Below are 16,453 nucleotides of genomic sequence, written 5' to 3' on the forward strand. Positions count from 1 at the left end.
CAAACCCTCGACAAATGTAATTGATGTTCCGTAGGGGTTTGGTCTCCAAACCCTCGACAAATGTAATTGATGTTCCGTAGGGGTTTGGTCTCCAAACCCTGGATAAATGGTGTGTATGCTCTGTAGGGGTTTGGTCTCCAAACCCTGGATAAATGGTGTGTATGCTCTGTAGGGGTTTGGTCTCCAAACCCTGGATAAATGGTGTGTATGCTCCGTAGGGGTTTGGTCTCCAAACCCTGGATAAATGGTGTGTATGCGTAAACTGTGATAAACTATCTGTTGTTGAATAGTTTGATAAATTTTAATATGCAGATATCATCATCCATTGAAGAACTTACAGAAAGAGCAAAACAGGTACTCAATCAAATTACCTACCTTACCTTAGCAACAGTAGATCAACAAGGACAACCTTGGAACTCACCAGTTTATTCTAGTTTTGATGAAGATTACACATTTTATTGGTCATCATGGATAGAAAATCAGCACTCTCAAAATATTGTTAATAATGGGCGAGTTTTTGCAGTTGTTTATGATTCAAGAGCAGTAAGTGGAGAGGCATTTGGTGTTTATTTTCAAGGTGTAGCTGAAGTTATTGAAGCAGAAAACGAAATATTTAATAAAGCAATTGATACTATCGACACAAAACGTGGCAAACCCAAAAGAGATAAAAAATATTTTCTTGACTCAGGACCACGACGTTTATTTCGGTTTATACCAACAACTATTTGGGTTAATGTAAAAGAACCTTACGAGAATTCTTTTCTTGATAAAAGAGTAGATATTACTCAAGAAATAAAACAATAAAAAAAAGCCCGTTTACAGGCTTTTTGTAAATCTCAAAAAAAGATATTAATGTGAAAACTTAACCAAAGATGTCAATATCTGAAATTGTTTTCCACCATTATGTATGTCAGCAATTATTAGTAGTGAAATTCACAGGAAATAATCATGATTTCTTCATCAAAACTCTCAGTTAAAAATGCGACTTTCCTCATAATTTGTAAGCCTTCAGACGTCAGCCATTAGCTGATAGCTTCATTACTTTTAGTTGATAACTAGAGCTAGTCACTATTGTGCTTCAATTCTCTAATTAAAAATATAGTAGTATAAAAAAAACAAATATTGACTTTATTAATTAAAAAGCTGATAGCTAATAGCTAAATGCTTACCATAATTTGGTGGGATGTATATAAATATAGTTGTCAGGATTTTTTTAGTAATTCTACAACTTCTTTGAGATGATGAGGGTTTGCTTCTGTTGAAAAAAGATACTCTGTTTCATCAGTTTCAGTAGATTCTTTAATTAATAAAATTGCTTCAACAACTGTTCCTTCTGGTAAATCAAGGGGAGGTAAATCAAGTTGACCGTTTTTGATAGTTGTTTGATATTTTAGTGGATTCATAGTTATAATCCAGTTTCTGCGTAAGTCCTATTCTGATCCATAAATCACATTAAAAAAAATGATGACTTTGTAGGAACCTTCGCATTTTTGTTATGCAACGTCCCTACAATAAAACCAACTGTAACTCAACTATTCCAATATCTCGAAAGATTCAACTTCCAAAACAGGACCAATCATCGCGATCGTCATTACATCGTCTCGCACCACACCTGTAACCCTCACCTTTTGGTCAGACTTACATAGCTCCGTGGGAGCATCCTTTAATTCATAAGTTACAGCATCACTCACTAAAGCCCAAGTACCAGTACCAAATCCTTGTTTTTCCACAATACCAGTTACTGTAATGCTACTCATGCTAATTTTTCCTCCGTTCTAATTGCTAAACGTGCTAAACCCAAACATAACAGAGCATTCACAACTAGGAATATTTGAGCAGTTATACCAGCACCTAATCCCCAAACGGCAGGATCGATAAATGCACTGACAATTAAACAGCTTGCAACTCCAATAGCAGTACCGATCGCTATCCACTTTCCTTGGTGATGACCTAATAACAACACTATTAATAATAGTGGAATCAATATACTGGCAAAAATGGGATTCAAAATACCACTACCTTGAATAGCTCCACCCAGTTCCGGTAAAGAACTACCCATGACCCGCATCGGCCATTGGGGTAAATCAAAAACATAGAAACTACGCAAGAAAAATAACCCACTGCTACCAAAAATTAATCCGGTATGTAGAGGGAAACTCCAAGCAAAAGGGAAATAATTTCTTAGTAACCAAGCTAACAAATAAGAACCTAACACCATTGCTAACTTCGGCAACAATGCTACCGCACCACCATCCAGCCAAAAACCAGGATTTAGATAACCGTTGTCATGCAACCACCGGAAGAAATCCCGGAAGGTAATTTGACCTTTGATTGCTAAATTAACGGCGGCGGCTGCATCCAACTGGCCTGCACCAAAATGATTTAATGGATCTTCTTCAACTGCTCTAGCAGATTTTTTGAGAATATTGGTGATTTCCTCTGGGTCTTCAATACCACTCGCTTTAATTAATGCTGCTACCCCGGCAACGTGGGGAGATGCCATGCTTGTTCCTTGGAAGGAAGCAAATATAGTGCTGCCATTTTCTGGATTGATGGTTTCTTGGAGAATACCGCCACCTTCATTTTTATCTTTAGTGGAACCACCAGGAGCAGAAATATCAACTCCGGCACCAAAGTTAGAGTATGGAGCTTTGTCTCCAGTGGCGTCGGTAGCGGATACTCCAATAACATGGGGATAACGAGCAGGGTAACTTGCTGAACTTTGGTTGGCGTTGCCCGCAGCAGCAATAATAACTACACCTTTATTGTGAGCATAATTAATTGCTTCTTGCATTATTTGGCTTTCACCACCACCACCAAGACTCATATTAATAATGTCTGCACCGTTATCGGCAGCAAATTTTATGGACTCGGCAATATCGGAAACTGTGCCGCCACCTTGAGCAGATAATACTTTTAGAGGCATGATACTAGCTTCGTAAGCAATACCTGCTACACCATAGTTGTTGTTGGTAGTTTGAGCAATAGTACCTGCAACATGAGTACCATGACCGTTGTCATCAGTAGCTGATGTGTTATCATTCACAAAGTCGTAGCCATCAACGAATTTGGTTTTTTGCAGGTCAGGAACTCTCGTAACTCCTGTATCAATAACTGCTACAGTTATGCCGTCGCCTTTGGTTTGATTCCAGGCAGATTCGACATTGATGCTCCGCAGGTTCCATTGTTTCCCGTACATGGGGTCGTTAGGACCGTCACCACTGTCAAATATGATGGCATTAGCGCTATAAACATAGTTGGGTTCAATGTATTCGGTATATTTGCCCAGAGAACTTTTTAACTTTTTGAGAAGTTGGCGATCGCCCTTGACAATATACACATTATCTGATAAAGAAAATTCACTATTTAGAGTAGGTGTGACTTGGTATTTGTCGGAGATTGTCCTAATTTCATCGACAATTTTAGTAACTCCGATATCTTCACGGAAGTCTAAAACGATTGAGTCATAGATTCCTTTATTGGCCAAACCAGAGAAATTGGATAAGGCCCAACCAAGTCCAATTAAGAATAAGCAGGCAAACAGAAATTTTTTCATTGTCTGAGATATTCAATATGGGGGACTTTTTTAACTAGCTATCAGCTTTGAGCATTGAGCTAGTCTCCAGCAAAGGAAATGCTTTAACAGCTTTTTTAGTTTCCGTGCTTCTATAAGCAGGATGGTTGAGTCAGGGTTAAAACCCTTTCTGAACTAAAAAAAACAGTTTTGCTGAATGTTGACCGCTTTTTTTATACGATAGCTTACAGACTTTAGTATTGGATGTTAAAAATGGAAAGAGGTTTGTTATGGTTGCCTTTATTGGGTGTATTTATCTGGTTAGCTTGGGCTGGTTGGAATGAGTATCAAAAGGTGGAAGCTTATCGTGTTTGGGCAGAATCTTTTGAGAAAGCTAAATATGATATTTATGCGGTATTGGGTCAGAATGGCGATCAGATAACTTGGGGGAAACCGACGCGCAAAGGACCTATTAATTTGGAGACTTTTTCTTTGTCGAATGTGCGATCGCTAGAATTATTGGTTGATAATGAGGTAGTGGAGGTAGAAAATCCGCCTAATAATGGTAAGGTAGTTTTGGAGTTTGTTTTTTCTGATTCCAAAAGTATCCAAATTCCTTTTACAGATATTAGTTTAGCTGTTAATTGGTGTAAATATTTACAGTCTATTACGGTGGGTTTTGTTGACGCAAACCTTTGATGTCCGGTTGAATACTTATCACTTTCGAGGCAGGAAAATAGAGGAAATTCTCCCGCTTTGAAAGGGGGAGATATTTTCTGCTGCTTAATTTATATTATACCAATTACCATGCATTAATGCTATACTAAGTGCCATAGTTCAACAGTGCATAGTTACCAAGATTAAAAGTCTGTTTTTGATAATTATTTAGTCGATTAGTAATTATTTTTCCTGCTTTTCCTCTACCCACACTTCCCACACTTCCCCGTCCAATCAGACATAGCATTTTTTTGAGAAATGGTATTAGATGATATCCCTAATTTATTTAATATTTGTTTCTTGTTCCTTGCTTCTAATTTTTTTTGGCTTTAAAATCCGAAATAGCATCAAAAGACTCATCCCAATCTAGATAACTAACTAATAATTCTAAATCAATATTTGGCAATAACTGAATATTTTTTTTGTCTAAATATTCACCATTTTCTAGGCAAAAAACCTGTAACTATTCATTTTGCCAAAAACAAACTTCAGAAACACCTAAACTTTGATAAATTCCTAAAGTTTTAATTCCTCCGCTAGTAATTACAACTTCAATTGCTAGATCTGGAACCTTTTTTTTTACTACCAATGCAATAACGTTGGTCTGGCTTAATACCTTTTAATTTATCTTGAGATTTCAGAGTTGTAGAACCAAAAGGATAAAAATAAATCCCAGTTTCCAAACAATAATTTTCGACCAACATCCCCAACATTTTTTTGTGAATTTCATGGCGACTACTAGGAGATATAATATTTTTAAAATTCTTTGATTATAAATAACTTTAAAATCAGGTGAATTTCCTAAATAATTCAATAAATTTTCATAAATATTCCAGCTTATATGAGTAGAAATTAATAAGCGAGCAGTATCGAGATTGTCACAATTTCAGTATTCGATAAGTTTTACAAAAGATGGGGTATTAGATAATGAAACTACCATAAAATTAACCTCTCATAATTCCATTTTAGTGATATAATTTAGTATTTTTCACAAGTATTTACCGAAAAATAAAGGTATAAAATTTAGAATTAAGAATTTAAAATTTAGAATTGGAGAGTATACTGAAAACATTATGGAAAAAGACTTACAGCACTTAAAGTTCCGAATATAAAGTTTCTCACCTTTAGATAGCTGAAAGCCTTATCTAGTAATAATTATTCTTATAACTTTGTACTGTAGACATCTCCGGAAAAGAGGGAAAAGGGAATACTTAACTGGGAATAGGAGGAAGTAATTGATGATTTATAAATAAGAATTGATTCTATTTTTTATTTCTGGAGATCTCTTATCTAGTTATTAATTATTAACTATAGAAAATCCTAAATGATTAGCAATTGAACGTTCACGCATAGGTATCCAAGTATGAACTGGTGAATTTAATAATCTCCCTTTAGAATCAGGTCTCACTACTAAAGTTGTGGAACCTCCACCATCTAAATTTAATGCTTTATCTACACCCAAATTAATCATAAATTCCTGTAATTCTGCTACAGTCATACCATCACTATAAAAAGGTTGTTTACCATCAACTAAAACCAACCATAATTTATCACCTTTTTGATTAATTCCTACTGCGGTTCGTGGATAAGGTTTTATATCAATATAAGAATTTCTTGGTAACTTTACTGGTTGACCATTAGCAACTAAAATTAAATTACCAGAAATAGCTTGAGTAGTTGAAGTCGGACAAATAGAACTATCTGATATTTCAGCATAATTATTGACATTAAAACATAAAGTCGGCCAGTTTCTATCCATTACATCTCCTACAGAATAGTCATTACCATGAGATATTGCTCGTCCGACTACGTTGACTAAATCCCCACTTCTTGGATAAAAATCCCAAGGTGTATTCTCATAAAAAGGATAGAAAAAGTTAGCATTTATTCCTAATTGTAAGTCAAATTCATTGACAAATTCAGAAGTGGTGCGGGCAGTAATTTTCATATCTGGAGAAGTGGAAATTCTGGGGGTTACTAATACTTTCATACCTGATGTATTTAAGTAAATAGTAACAACATGAATCATTATCGAACGAGGTTGATAAAAAGGTATTCGTTCATATAAAACTCCAGGAAATAGTAATAAATTTTTGTTAGTTCTAGGAGGGCGAATAAAAGATAATGTTGTAAAAATTGTTAGTATTAAAACTAACAAAAAAACGATGCCTATAGTTAAAAGCGATCGCCATCTGAAAATTCTAGATTGAGACATTAGATAAAATCCTTTAATAGGGAGTAGGGAGTAGGGGGTATACTCAGAAACCCGGTTTCTCTCAAGGAACAGGGATTAGGACACAGCTAGCAGTTTCCTCGATGAGGCCACCGATGGGAAAAATCGCACTTGTCTGGAAATTTCTTGGTTTGAACAACAATATCACAGCAATAAACTAGGTTTTTTGGTGGCTTTGCGTAAGTCTTGAAATTAATCCTCTCTATTTCCTGTTCCCTCCATACCTGTTCCCTATTCCCTATTTTAACAAATAGGTTTTTTTCCTGATTTGACAGCATGAATATACTCACTACCAGAATTAGGAAAATCTCTACGATATTTTGCAGATTCTGGTTTTCCCCATCCTAACTGTAGCAGCATCTCTAGAAAATCTGATTTTTCCCACTTCAACATATTTGCCCATTCTGTGCGTTGAGCGATCGCTTCTATCTCTGGTATTTCTATAGGGCAAAATTCTCGACCATGATTTACACTTAAATATAAATCCATACCTATAGTTACTTGATACCAGAAATTTAACACAGAAGCTTTAGCTGCCTGCAAAATTTCTAAATCATTAGACAAAGCAATTAATTGTTCATGCACCACAGGAAAACTAATTTTTTGCTCATTTACTGTCACTTGTCGCCACACAATACCAGAAACCAAATATTCTCTTTGATAGCGATGAATAGTAGCTTGAAAATCTTGATAGGCAGCAAATTTTTGGAACCCCTCTGGTTTGATAAATTTGTCAACCACTGGGTTGCCAGTATGAGGAGTTGCAGCCAAATTAAGGCGTTGGCCTCCTATACAAGCTTGGCGTTCTTTTGCTAATATATTAATTAATTCAGTAGTGTTGTAGACCTTTGACATCAGAACATACTATAGTCAGAGTTACATAAAATATACAGGACTTACGCAAAGGTATTATATCTACGGTCGGTGCGTAAGTCCTGATATATTCATTATTAAATTAGGGACGTTGCATCCAACGTCCCTACAAGGTTTTGGTTATAAAGTGATTTTTAGAAACTGATGGGAAATTTTAAAAAACTCAACCCATGAAATACCCTTTTTTCCAAACCTATCTAACCACCAGCAACAGCAGGAACAATACTAACTTCATCCCCATCTTTCAAAGATGTCTTTGTTCCTTCTAAAAACCGGATATCTTCATTATTCACATAGAAATTTAAAAATCTCCTGGGTTCTCCTTGGTCATCACAGAGACTTTTTTTAATCCCTGGATAATTTGTTTCTAGAGACTCTATTAATTCTGAAATATTACCACCGCCACATTCAATTTTTGCTTGCTCTTTAGTGAATTTTTGTAGTGGTGTAGGAATTAAAACTGTAACTGCCATAACTTAGTAATTGATTTTTGTAACTAGTTGAGAATTTGAAGGTTTTTTGGGGGTTTGGAGACCAAACCCCTACATAGAAAATTTGAAGGTTTTTTTGGGGGTTTGGAGACCAAACCCCTACAGCGATAAAAATTAAACCAAAACTTGTTGCCAGTCAAGACGCTCTAATGTTTGAGCGCGTTCCCATGCTCTTTCAAAACTATCCAACTTGGCATCTATAGTTAGAGGTTCGCCAATTTCACCTTGTACTGCTTCTTGAGTCTTCAAACCATTACCTGTAATATAAGCAACAGTAGTTTCTTCAGGGTCAATCTTACCAGCCTCTACTAATTTTTTCAATACAGCAATAGTTGTACCACCTGCTGTTTCAGTAAAGATACCTTCTGTTTCTGCCAATAACTTAATACCTGCAATAATTTCAGCATCAGTCACAGACTCAATATTACCATTTGTTTTACGAGCTAAGTCTAATGCGTAAATACCATCAGCAGGGTTGCCTATAGCGATTGACTTAGCAATAGTATTAGGCTTAACTGGAGTAATAAAATCACGACCTTCTTTAAATGCTTGAGCTACTGGAGAACAACCTTCAGCTTGCGCTCCACTGAAACGAACTGCTTTATCTTCTACTAAACCTACTTTGATGAACTCTTGGAAACCTTTATAAATTTTGGTGTAGAGGGAACCAGAAGCAATAGGAGCAACTACATGATCTGGTAGTTTCCATCCTAGTTGTTCGGCGACTTCAAAACCGAGAGTTTTGGAACCTTCAGAATAGTAAGGACGAAGGTTAATATTTACAAAACCCCAACCGTAAGTATTTGCTACTTCGCAACAGAGGCGGTTTACTTGGTCGTAGTTTCCTTTTACTGCCATAACTGTAGGGTTGTAAATTAGAGTACCCAAAACTTTACCTGCTTCTAAGTCAGCAGGAATAAATACACAACAATCTAATCCTGCTTTGGCAGCGATCGCTGCGGTGGAGTTAGCTAGGTTGCCTGTACTTGCACAGGATACTGTGGAGAAACCTAGTTCTCTAGCGCGACTGAGGGCAACTGATACTACCCTATCTTTGAAACTGAGGGTCGGCATATTTACGGCATCATTTTTAATGTAGAGATTTTTTAGGCCCAAGCGACGAGCTAAACGTTCTGATTTTAATAGGGGGGTCATTCCTGTGCCTACGTCTATAACGTTGTCTGTTGTTACTGGTAAAAAGTGACGATAACGCCAGATAGATTTTGGACCTGCTTCTATTGTTGCTCGACTAACTATTTGACTGAGCTTTTCATAGTCATATTTTACTTCTAGGGGACCAAAGCATACGTCTTCACATATATGTTTTGCTTCTAATCCGTACTCTTCTCCACATTCTTTACATTTGAGTTTTTCTATAACTGTGTTTGTTGTTTGGGTTTGGTTGTGAGTTGTTGTAGTCTGGGTCATAATTTTTTTTCTTAGTTTTATTTTTCATATCTCTTTAATTGTTTTTGGATATTAGCATGGGTAAAAATGCTCGTCAACTATACCCGACAAATAAAGTCGGGATTGATTTTTACATATATTTTTCTATATTAAATGCTACAGATAATTTCTATTTTTAGGGAACAGGTATGGAGGGAACAGGTATGGAGGGAATAGGGAATAGGTATGGAGGGAATAGTTTAGACTATCTGCTAATTTATATTTTTAGGTATGGAGGGAATAGTTTAGACTATCTGCTACGGGGAACTTTTCAGCATTGTCAGGGTCAAGACTTTACCAAAAAAATTTGGGTCTAAAGCCTCGTGTTTGAAAAGGATAAAAAAAAAAGAAAATTCCATATTTCAAGCCTTTTGATTTCCTAGGTTATGCTGGGCAAACAGCTAGAGGTACTGATAAATGATAACTGAAATGACCATTTTGAGACTACAACACTTTAAAACCAGGAACTTTTTTCTACATAAAAATACGCTTATCTTTATCTGTAAATGGTTTGAGATTTAATCAGAAAGCCACAATTAATTTTAGATAGTTAGCTCTATTGTTCATTCCTTTTTGTTAAAGGTTTATTCCTTCTTTCCTCTTCCTTCTTCTTTTTGGTATTATTTGATTTTGATTTGTAAGTGTAGCATTTGATTTTGAAATTTTACTTTTATACTTACTTCTTATTGCTAGATAGGCAATAAATTCTATTTTCTAAAAAAAATATCTAAATTCTAAATTTGTTGAGGCCACCACTGACTGGAGGAATAAGGACTACTTCATCACGGTCCTTGAGGATGGTTTCTGGTGGGACAAAGTTGAGGTTGATGCCAAATTTGGTAACATTTCGCCACTTTTCTAATTCGGGGTGCTGGCTAATGATTGTTTCTAGGAGTTGGGATACTTTTGTTCCTTCGCAGAGGGTTAGTTGGAGTTCGGGAACTTTGTAGGCTTCTTGGTATGCTGCGAATAGTTTGAGGGTGATGGTGATTTGGGTATGGTTCATTAGTTTAAGGAAGAAGGAAGAGGGAAGAAGTAATAGGGAAGAACTGGAGACGACAAAGTTCTCCTCAAAAATGATTTATAGCAATTTGCGCACTTAATATTTACAAATTTCAGGAGGTGTCCAATAGCTAAAAACCTTATATTATAGGCTATTCTTTCTGCCTCCATACCTGTTCCCTGTTGCCTGTTCCCTAAAAGCAGCGCTATACTTTTAAGGCTAAAAATATTAAAGGTATCAATAGTTGAACAAAAAATCATGTGTATGGGCGAATAAGCATCAATAACATTTCTTACTTTAATAATATCAGAGTTTTTGGCTGAAGGCAACCTTTCTGCGAAAAATCTGGGAGCTTTTCAGGATGAGAAGAGGGGAGTGAAAGAACTTAGAATTTAGAATTGGAGAGTACAAAATTCTCCTAAAAAAGGATTTACTTTTAAGGCTGAAAGTATTACTGGAAAAGACTTACATTACCTAAATTCTAAATAGAAAGTTTCTAGGCCGTGTCATCAATTAAATAAGTTGACAAAAAGGCTACTCTCTGTTATGTAAAAATGGCGATCGCGATTGAGTAGGTTCAGATACAGGCCACTACTTTTGTTGATCAACCCTCTCAGGTGTAATTGATGACACACCCTAACTTTAAAATAGCTGAAAGCTTTAGCTAGCAATAGTTATTCTTAGAACTTTGCACTGTCGAGTTAAGCAACCTTTAACAAAAAGGAATCAATAGTTGAATAAAAAATCATGTGTATGGGCAAATAACCCTCAATAACATTTCTTACTTTAATAATATCAGAGTTTTTGCCTGAAGGCAACCCCTTCTGCGAAAAATTTGGGAGCTTTTCAGGATGAGGAGTGTGGGAGGTGTGGACAGTGTGGGAAGTGTGGGAGGTGTGGGAAGTAGAATATGTGTTAGAAAGCAAATTTGTAGTAAACTAACACGCCTAAAAATGTAGGTGGGCTGAAACGATAGTGAAACCCAACACGCGCCTTACTTTGTTGGGTTACTCTTGGGGATAAACAAGCTACGTTCCATGCTTTGTTTTACTAACGCAACCCTAACCGGAACAACCAAACCTACATTTATTACAGTATCTAAGATGAAACAGTCCACTACTTGTATACCACTACCAATTATTTAGAGGACATTATTAAATTATGAAACAGTCAGAAAATCAAGACCTAGATTACCCATTTCTATTAGTAACTCATATAGTTTGTGCTGACCAACAAATTCACAGTGAGGAGTCAAAAGCTTTGGATGAGTTGGCAAAACAAAGCCAAGTCGGAACCAGGACTCTTGCAGAGATGGAAAAAATTCTGGCTCAGGATGAACAACAGTTATCTGTGGCAGAAATTGCATTGCGAGTAGCACCCAAACAAAGAAACGAGACGATGTGGCAAATGTTAAGCATCGCTTATGTGGATGGTTTTTGCTCGACATTGGAACGACAAATGGCGCAACAAGTAGCCCAAATTTGGGGTTGGTCTGATGGTGAGTTAGAAAGACAGATAGAGGAAACTGGTGCTTTTGCTGATACTAGATTTATTGTGGGTGGGAATAAGGAGGAGGTATCTTTGGGAGCGCGGATGTTGAAAAATGCTGATTCTCTTTTGTCAAAAGCTTTGGTAGATAAGTTGGCAACTTTTAGTAGGAAGCAGCAAAAGGTTGAACAACTAAGGCGGGAAATTTTGTTGTCTGGACTTGAATATGATGAGGTAATACATCAGTGTGCAGTTATTGCGGAGGAAGATTATTTATTTGGCGAAAGAGCATTGAAATATACAGATAAAGCTTTGCAAAATTTAGGAATAAGTCTGCAAAAAGCTATTGCAGAAATAAAGGATAAAAGTAGTGAAAAAGGTGCAAATAGTCCTGCTGAAGAAGTGGCAAATCAATTAGAGGGAATTTGCAAGGAACTTACTGCTAAAATTATTAAAAAAATTGATGGGGTTAGAGAATCTTTGTGTTCTAAAGAACGAGCTTTAAATCATTTTAGTATTGCTTTTATGGGGAAAACTAAGGTTGGAAAAAGTACCCTTCATGCAATTATTACTAATAATGGATGGGATGCTATTGGTGTGGGAAAACAAAGGACTACTCGTTTTAATCGAGTTTATGAATGGAAGAATATTCGGGTAATTGATACTCCTGGTATTGGTGCACCTGGAGGTAAAAGTGATGAGGAAATTGCTAAGAGTATTATTGATGAGTCGGATGTAATTTGTTATGTGGTGACTAATGATAGTATTCAGGAGAGTGAGTTTAGTTTTTTAGGTTTGCTGAAGCAGAAGGCTAAACCTTTAATTATTTTGTTGAATGTTAAATATAATTTGAGAGATAATCGGAGGTTGGAGTATTTTTTAAATAATCCTAATAAGTTGTTTGAAATGAAGGGAAAAAGTGGTATTGGCGGACATATTAATCGGATTCGTAGTTATGCTCAAAAATATTATGGTAATGATTATTTTTCGATAGTACCTGTTATGTTATTGGCAGCACAAATTTCTGTTGAAACTGAGGATAAAAGACGAAAAAATGAGTTGTTTCAGGCTAGTCGAATACAGGATTTTTTAGATTCGTTGAGAGAGTCTTTAATGAAGGATGGAAAAATTAGGAGATCTCAAACTTTATTGGGTTCGACTGTGGGTGCTATTGAGGATCCTTTGAAGTGGTTAAGATTATTGTCTGAAGTTTATGCTAATTTAGCGCAAGTTCTGAAAAATAAGCGTGAAGAAATTGAGAAAAAAATTTATAGATCTCGTCAGAATTGTTTGCTTTTTTTGGTGCAAGAAATTAAAATTGTTTTTGAGGATGCTTTGAATATTATTCCTTCTTTTGCTGAGGATTATTGGGATAAAAATGATAGGGAGTTGAAAGAGGGGTGGCAGACAAAAATTAAGGAAATAGATTTAGAAAAAAGACTAGAAAGTTGTTATAAGTTGGCTAGTGAAAAGTTTAATAGGGAAGTAACTGAAGTGGTTGAGGAGGTAGGTAGTGAATTACAATTAATTGCTCAGTCAGAAGCTTTTGATTTGAGTGAACAAGATGCAAGTTTTCTTGACAATAGTTTTGTCAGAATAGCTAGTAGTTTTGTGTTGATAGCTGGAACTATATTTACTTTTTTGACTCCGGTAGGTATTTTTGCAGGTTTAACTTTGGGAATTTTTGGTACAGTTTTGACTACGATTAATGGATTGTTTAAGTCTATAGATCAAAGAAGAACTGAAGCTTTTCAGAAAATATTTGAGTCGTTAAGTAATCAAGTTATTTTTCAAAGGGAAACTACTGTGAAAAAATTTGAGAGTGAGTTTTCTAAGTCTTGTCAGTTAGTGTCTGAAAATATTGATGATTATTTTGATAATTTAAGTCGGGAGTTAGAGAAAATATCTGAAGAGTCAGAATTAACTAAAAGGAAACTTGAATCAGGTGTTAATTATCTAAATCGTGCTTATGCAAAACGTATTATTGATTTGCTTACAGAAAATTATGAACCTCTAGCTGAGGTAAGAATTAATGAAATAATTGGTAAGGTTAGACGGGAATTTGGGAAAAAGATAATTATTTCTACAAAGACTCAAGTACCAATCAGTAAAACATCTGAAGAAATTAATCTTGTTATTCAGGAGGATGTGACTATTAAATATATAAAATAGGAAGAAAAATAAATCTTTATCGGAAATATTGTCTGTCTGAGAAAGGATTTTTTGAGGAATGAAAGTAGAGGTTGGAAATGTTAATTTTGGCAAATACTTTCTAACTATTCCTACTTTGACTTTTGGAAAGTAAATATTTCTGAGAAAGGATTTTTTGAGGAATGAAAGTAGAGGTTGGAAATGTTAGTTTTGGCAAATATTCTCTCAATATTTCTACTTTGACTTTTGGAAAGTAAATATTTCTGAGAAAGGATTTTTTGACTAAAGGAGGTTGGAAATGTTAGCTTTGCCAAATATTCTCTCAATATTTCTACTTTGACTTTTGGAAAGTAAATCTTTCTGAGAAAGGATTTTTTGAGGAATGAAAGTAGAGGTTGGAAAGGTTAACTTTGGCAAATATTCTCTCAATATTTCTACTTTGACTTTTGCTTTTGGAAAGTATTTTTTCTGGGAAAGGATTTTTTGACTAAAGGAGGTTGGAAATGTTAGCTTTGCCAAATATTCTCTCAATATTTGTACTTTGACTTTTGGAAAGTAAATCTTTCTGAGAAAGGATTTTTTGAGGAATGAAAGTAGAGGTTGGAAAGGTTAACTTTGGCAAATATTTTCTCAATATTTCTACTTTTGCTTTTGCTTTTGGAAAGTATTTTTTCTGGCTTAAAAATTTAGATACACCCTGTTTTGGAGACCAAAAACCTACGAAATAACATATATTAATCAGTAAAAAAAATTATAAACTTTATAAAATTGGTGGCAAAAAACAATGACTAACAATAATCAACAATTCCAAGCTGCTAAAGTTGGTTATATCTTTAAAAAAGCGCTAAGCAAGTTTGACAAACTACTAGCTGATATAAATAAAAAACAATTCACTAATATCCGCAAAAAAATTCGGAAAGAATTAAAAGAATATCGGGAGCAAGGCACAATTAAAGTTGCCTTTATCGGACAATATAGCGCTGGTAAATCTACAATTATTTCTGCTTTAACAGGAATCAGAAATATTAAAATAGATACTGATATTGGTACTGAAAAAACTATAACTTATGATTGGAATAGTATTAAAATAATAGATACTCCCGGACTTTTTACAGAACGTCAAGAACATGATGAGATTACTTATGAGGCAATTAATCAAGCTGATTTATTAGTTTTTTGTTTGACTTATATGTTATTTGATTCTGTGACAATTGAGAATTTCAAAAAGTTAGCTTATGATAAAGGTTATCGTTGGAAAATGATGTTAGTTGTTAATAAAATGTCTGATGAAGCTGGAGAAGATGAGGAAAAAATTACTAACTATCGGTACAGTTTAACAGAAGCTCTTAAACCTTTTAATTTTGATGAATTTCCGGTTTGTTTTATTGATGCTAAAGATTATTGTGAGGGTATTGATGAGAATGATAATTTTTTGCTGGAGATGAGTCGGTTTGAAACTTTTATTGCTGCTTTAAATACTTTTGTTGAACGTCGAAGTAGTTTGGCAAAATTCGATACTCCTGTTAGAATAGTATTAAAATTTGTCGAAGATACTCAGTTGATTTTGATGAGCAACTTTGTTGAAAATACGACATTTTTTGAAGTAGCTAACCGTCTATCTAGAACTATCCGAAAGGAACGAGATAGACTCCGCACAAAAGTTAAAGGCATTTCTTTAGATATGTCTTCAGCTATTATCAAAGAAGGAAATAAATTAGCAATGGCGGTGGGAACTGATGCAGATTTTGTCAAACTGAATAAAACGGCAGAATTAAATGTTCGTAATTTCTATGAAGAAGCAGAAAGTAAGTTACAAGAAGTTTGCGAAACAGCAGTATCAGATATTCGGGAAGCAGTTGCAGAAATATTAGATAGTGACTTGGTTGAAGCTTTTATTTGTTGTTTAGATAAGGAGCAAAATATTTCGGCTTCTAATATTGATAATGGAAGAAATTTTCCAAGGCTTAAATCTCAAGTTTACTGGATAAAGAATATTGCTGAAGTTGCAGGTGTAAAAATAGAAAATTCAGAAACTAAAAGTTTCTTGACAACAACAGAAAGTAGTTTAGGGGTGGGAAAATTTATAGGTTTTAAGTATAAATATTGGGAAGCAGTTAGTATTGCTCAAAATCTTGGTAATGATGCTAAATTTTTAGGCCCTGCTGTGGCATTAGTTTCTGTGGAAATGGATGTTTCGGAAATGCGCAATGAAAGTCAACGAGAAACAGAAATGTCTGATTTAAGAAGAGAAATTTATAGTCAATTTCAGACAATAGCTAAAGATTTAGAGGCACAAATAAATCTACAATTATCTGAATTTGAAACTCAGGTTTATACAGAGATTGAAAGGCAAATTGCTGAAGCACGAAAACAGGAAGAGGAGGCGATCGCTACTTCTAATAATTGGATAAAACAAGTAGGAGAAATTAGAAGTAATTTTGAACTAATTATCCAATATATTCAGAAGGTAACGGCAAAAGCAAAAGGTTGAATAGAATAATTACTTCAGGATAATTATTTTCAGATTGTTTCTAATA

At 35.0% G+C, this 16,453-nt stretch carries 14 protein-coding genes; 4 read left to right on the forward strand and 10 right to left on the reverse strand.

What is annotated here, in order from left to right; genetic code table 11:
- Positions 1–306: 306 nt before the first annotated feature.
- Positions 307–804 (forward strand): pyridoxamine 5'-phosphate oxidase family protein, encoded by a 498-nt coding sequence (locus tag VKJ25_RS21865; RefSeq protein ID WP_324238762.1) that lies wholly within the window; start codon positions 307–309, stop codon positions 802–804.
- A gap of 398 nt (positions 805–1,202) precedes the next feature.
- On the opposite strand, the gene VKJ25_RS21870 is transcribed toward VKJ25_RS21865, so the two are convergent.
- The 3 genes from VKJ25_RS21870 to VKJ25_RS21880 all read right to left on the reverse strand — a co-directional run bounded on the left by VKJ25_RS21870 (position 1,203) and on the right by VKJ25_RS21880 (position 3,556).
- Complete coding sequence (locus tag VKJ25_RS21870) at positions 1,203–1,403, reverse strand: hypothetical protein (RefSeq protein WP_324238763.1); 201 nt, start codon at positions 1,401–1,403, stop codon at positions 1,203–1,205.
- A 129-nt stretch (positions 1,404–1,532) separates the two neighbouring features.
- Positions 1,533–1,757 (reverse strand): hypothetical protein, encoded by a 225-nt coding sequence (locus VKJ25_RS21875; RefSeq protein WP_324238764.1) that lies wholly within the window; start codon positions 1,755–1,757, stop codon positions 1,533–1,535.
- Positions 1,754–3,556 (reverse strand): S8 family peptidase, encoded by a 1,803-nt coding sequence (locus VKJ25_RS21880; RefSeq protein WP_324238765.1) that lies wholly within the window; start codon positions 3,554–3,556, stop codon positions 1,754–1,756. The genes VKJ25_RS21875 and VKJ25_RS21880 overlap by 4 nt, the downstream gene beginning before the upstream one ends.
- A 231-nt stretch (positions 3,557–3,787) precedes the next feature.
- On the opposite strand from VKJ25_RS21880, the gene VKJ25_RS21885 reads away from it, so the two are divergent.
- Positions 3,788–4,213, forward strand: a complete 426-nt coding sequence (locus VKJ25_RS21885) for a hypothetical protein (RefSeq protein WP_324238775.1) — start codon at positions 3,788–3,790, stop codon at positions 4,211–4,213.
- Between the two features lie 124 nt (positions 4,214–4,337).
- Here the strand turns inward: VKJ25_RS21885 and VKJ25_RS21890 are convergent, their stop codons facing one another.
- From VKJ25_RS21890 to VKJ25_RS21920, 7 genes are all read right to left on the reverse strand, one after another.
- Positions 4,338–4,478, reverse strand: coding sequence for a hypothetical protein (locus VKJ25_RS21890; RefSeq protein WP_324238766.1), 141 nt, complete (start codon positions 4,476–4,478; stop codon positions 4,338–4,340).
- A gap of 216 nt (positions 4,479–4,694) precedes the next feature.
- Positions 4,695–4,820, reverse strand: coding sequence for a hypothetical protein (locus tag VKJ25_RS21895; RefSeq protein ID WP_324238767.1), 126 nt, complete (start codon positions 4,818–4,820; stop codon positions 4,695–4,697).
- A 708-nt stretch (positions 4,821–5,528) separates the two neighbouring features.
- Positions 5,529–6,446 carry a phosphodiester glycosidase family protein gene (locus VKJ25_RS21900; RefSeq protein ID WP_324238768.1) on the reverse strand — a complete coding sequence of 306 codons (918 nt, stop codon included), beginning with the start codon at positions 6,444–6,446 and terminating at the stop codon, positions 5,529–5,531.
- 261 nt (positions 6,447–6,707) lie between these two features.
- On the reverse strand, positions 6,708–7,319 hold the full coding sequence (locus VKJ25_RS21905; protein WP_324238769.1) for a hypothetical protein: 612 nt from the start codon (positions 7,317–7,319) through the stop codon (positions 6,708–6,710).
- Between the two features lie 215 nt (positions 7,320–7,534).
- Positions 7,535–7,810 (reverse strand): MoaD/ThiS family protein, encoded by a 276-nt coding sequence (locus VKJ25_RS21910; protein ID WP_324238770.1) that lies wholly within the window; start codon positions 7,808–7,810, stop codon positions 7,535–7,537.
- Positions 7,811–7,942: 132 nt separating this feature from the next.
- Positions 7,943–9,256 (reverse strand): threonine synthase, encoded by a 1,314-nt coding sequence (thrC, locus tag VKJ25_RS21915; protein WP_324238771.1) that lies wholly within the window; start codon positions 9,254–9,256, stop codon positions 7,943–7,945.
- A 745-nt stretch (positions 9,257–10,001) separates the two neighbouring features.
- Positions 10,002–10,280, reverse strand: coding sequence for a MoaD/ThiS family protein (locus tag VKJ25_RS21920; RefSeq protein ID WP_324238772.1), 279 nt, complete (start codon positions 10,278–10,280; stop codon positions 10,002–10,004).
- Between the two features lie 1,158 nt (positions 10,281–11,438).
- Between VKJ25_RS21920 and VKJ25_RS21925 the strand changes: the two genes are divergently transcribed.
- Both VKJ25_RS21925 and VKJ25_RS21930 read left to right on the forward strand, forming a co-directional pair.
- Positions 11,439–13,937 (forward strand): GTPase, encoded by a 2,499-nt coding sequence (locus tag VKJ25_RS21925; RefSeq protein ID WP_324238773.1) that lies wholly within the window; start codon positions 11,439–11,441, stop codon positions 13,935–13,937.
- 763 nt (positions 13,938–14,700) lie between these two features.
- Positions 14,701–16,407, forward strand: a complete 1,707-nt coding sequence (locus VKJ25_RS21930) for a GTPase (protein WP_324238774.1) — start codon at positions 14,701–14,703, stop codon at positions 16,405–16,407.
- The last annotated feature ends 46 nt before the right edge of the window (positions 16,408–16,453 follow it).

The organism is Okeania sp., from assembly GCF_035285525.1.
In the GTDB taxonomy this organism is placed as follows: domain Bacteria; phylum Cyanobacteriota; class Cyanobacteriia; order Cyanobacteriales; family Microcoleaceae; genus Trichodesmium.

Excerpts from the sequence above, each read along its gene's own strand:
- VKJ25_RS21920 (WP_324238772.1), bottom strand. The coding sequence starts at position 10,280 with ATGAACCATACCCAAATCACCATCACCCTCAAACTATTCGCAGCATAC.
- VKJ25_RS21910 (WP_324238770.1), bottom strand. The coding sequence starts at position 7,810 with ATGGCAGTTACAGTTTTAATTCCTACACCACTACAAAAATTCACTAAA.
- VKJ25_RS21865 (WP_324238762.1), top strand. The coding sequence starts at position 307 with ATGCAGATATCATCATCCATTGAAGAACTTACAGAAAGAGCAAAACAG.
- VKJ25_RS21900 (WP_324238768.1), bottom strand. The coding sequence starts at position 6,446 with ATGTCTCAATCTAGAATTTTCAGATGGCGATCGCTTTTAACTATAGGC.
- VKJ25_RS21905 (WP_324238769.1), bottom strand. The coding sequence starts at position 7,319 with ATGTCAAAGGTCTACAACACTACTGAATTAATTAATATATTAGCAAAA.
- VKJ25_RS21875 (WP_324238764.1), bottom strand. The coding sequence starts at position 1,757 with ATGAGTAGCATTACAGTAACTGGTATTGTGGAAAAACAAGGATTTGGT.
- VKJ25_RS21925 (WP_324238773.1), top strand. The coding sequence starts at position 11,439 with ATGAAACAGTCAGAAAATCAAGACCTAGATTACCCATTTCTATTAGTA.
- VKJ25_RS21885 (WP_324238775.1), top strand. The coding sequence starts at position 3,788 with ATGGAAAGAGGTTTGTTATGGTTGCCTTTATTGGGTGTATTTATCTGG.
- VKJ25_RS21890 (WP_324238766.1), bottom strand. The coding sequence starts at position 4,478 with ATGCTATGTCTGATTGGACGGGGAAGTGTGGGAAGTGTGGGTAGAGGA.
- thrC (WP_324238771.1), bottom strand. The coding sequence starts at position 9,256 with ATGACCCAGACTACAACAACTCACAACCAAACCCAAACAACAAACACA.
- VKJ25_RS21870 (WP_324238763.1), bottom strand. The coding sequence starts at position 1,403 with ATGAATCCACTAAAATATCAAACAACTATCAAAAACGGTCAACTTGAT.
- VKJ25_RS21880 (WP_324238765.1), bottom strand. The coding sequence starts at position 3,556 with ATGAAAAAATTTCTGTTTGCCTGCTTATTCTTAATTGGACTTGGTTGG.
- VKJ25_RS21930 (WP_324238774.1), top strand. The coding sequence starts at position 14,701 with ATGACTAACAATAATCAACAATTCCAAGCTGCTAAAGTTGGTTATATC.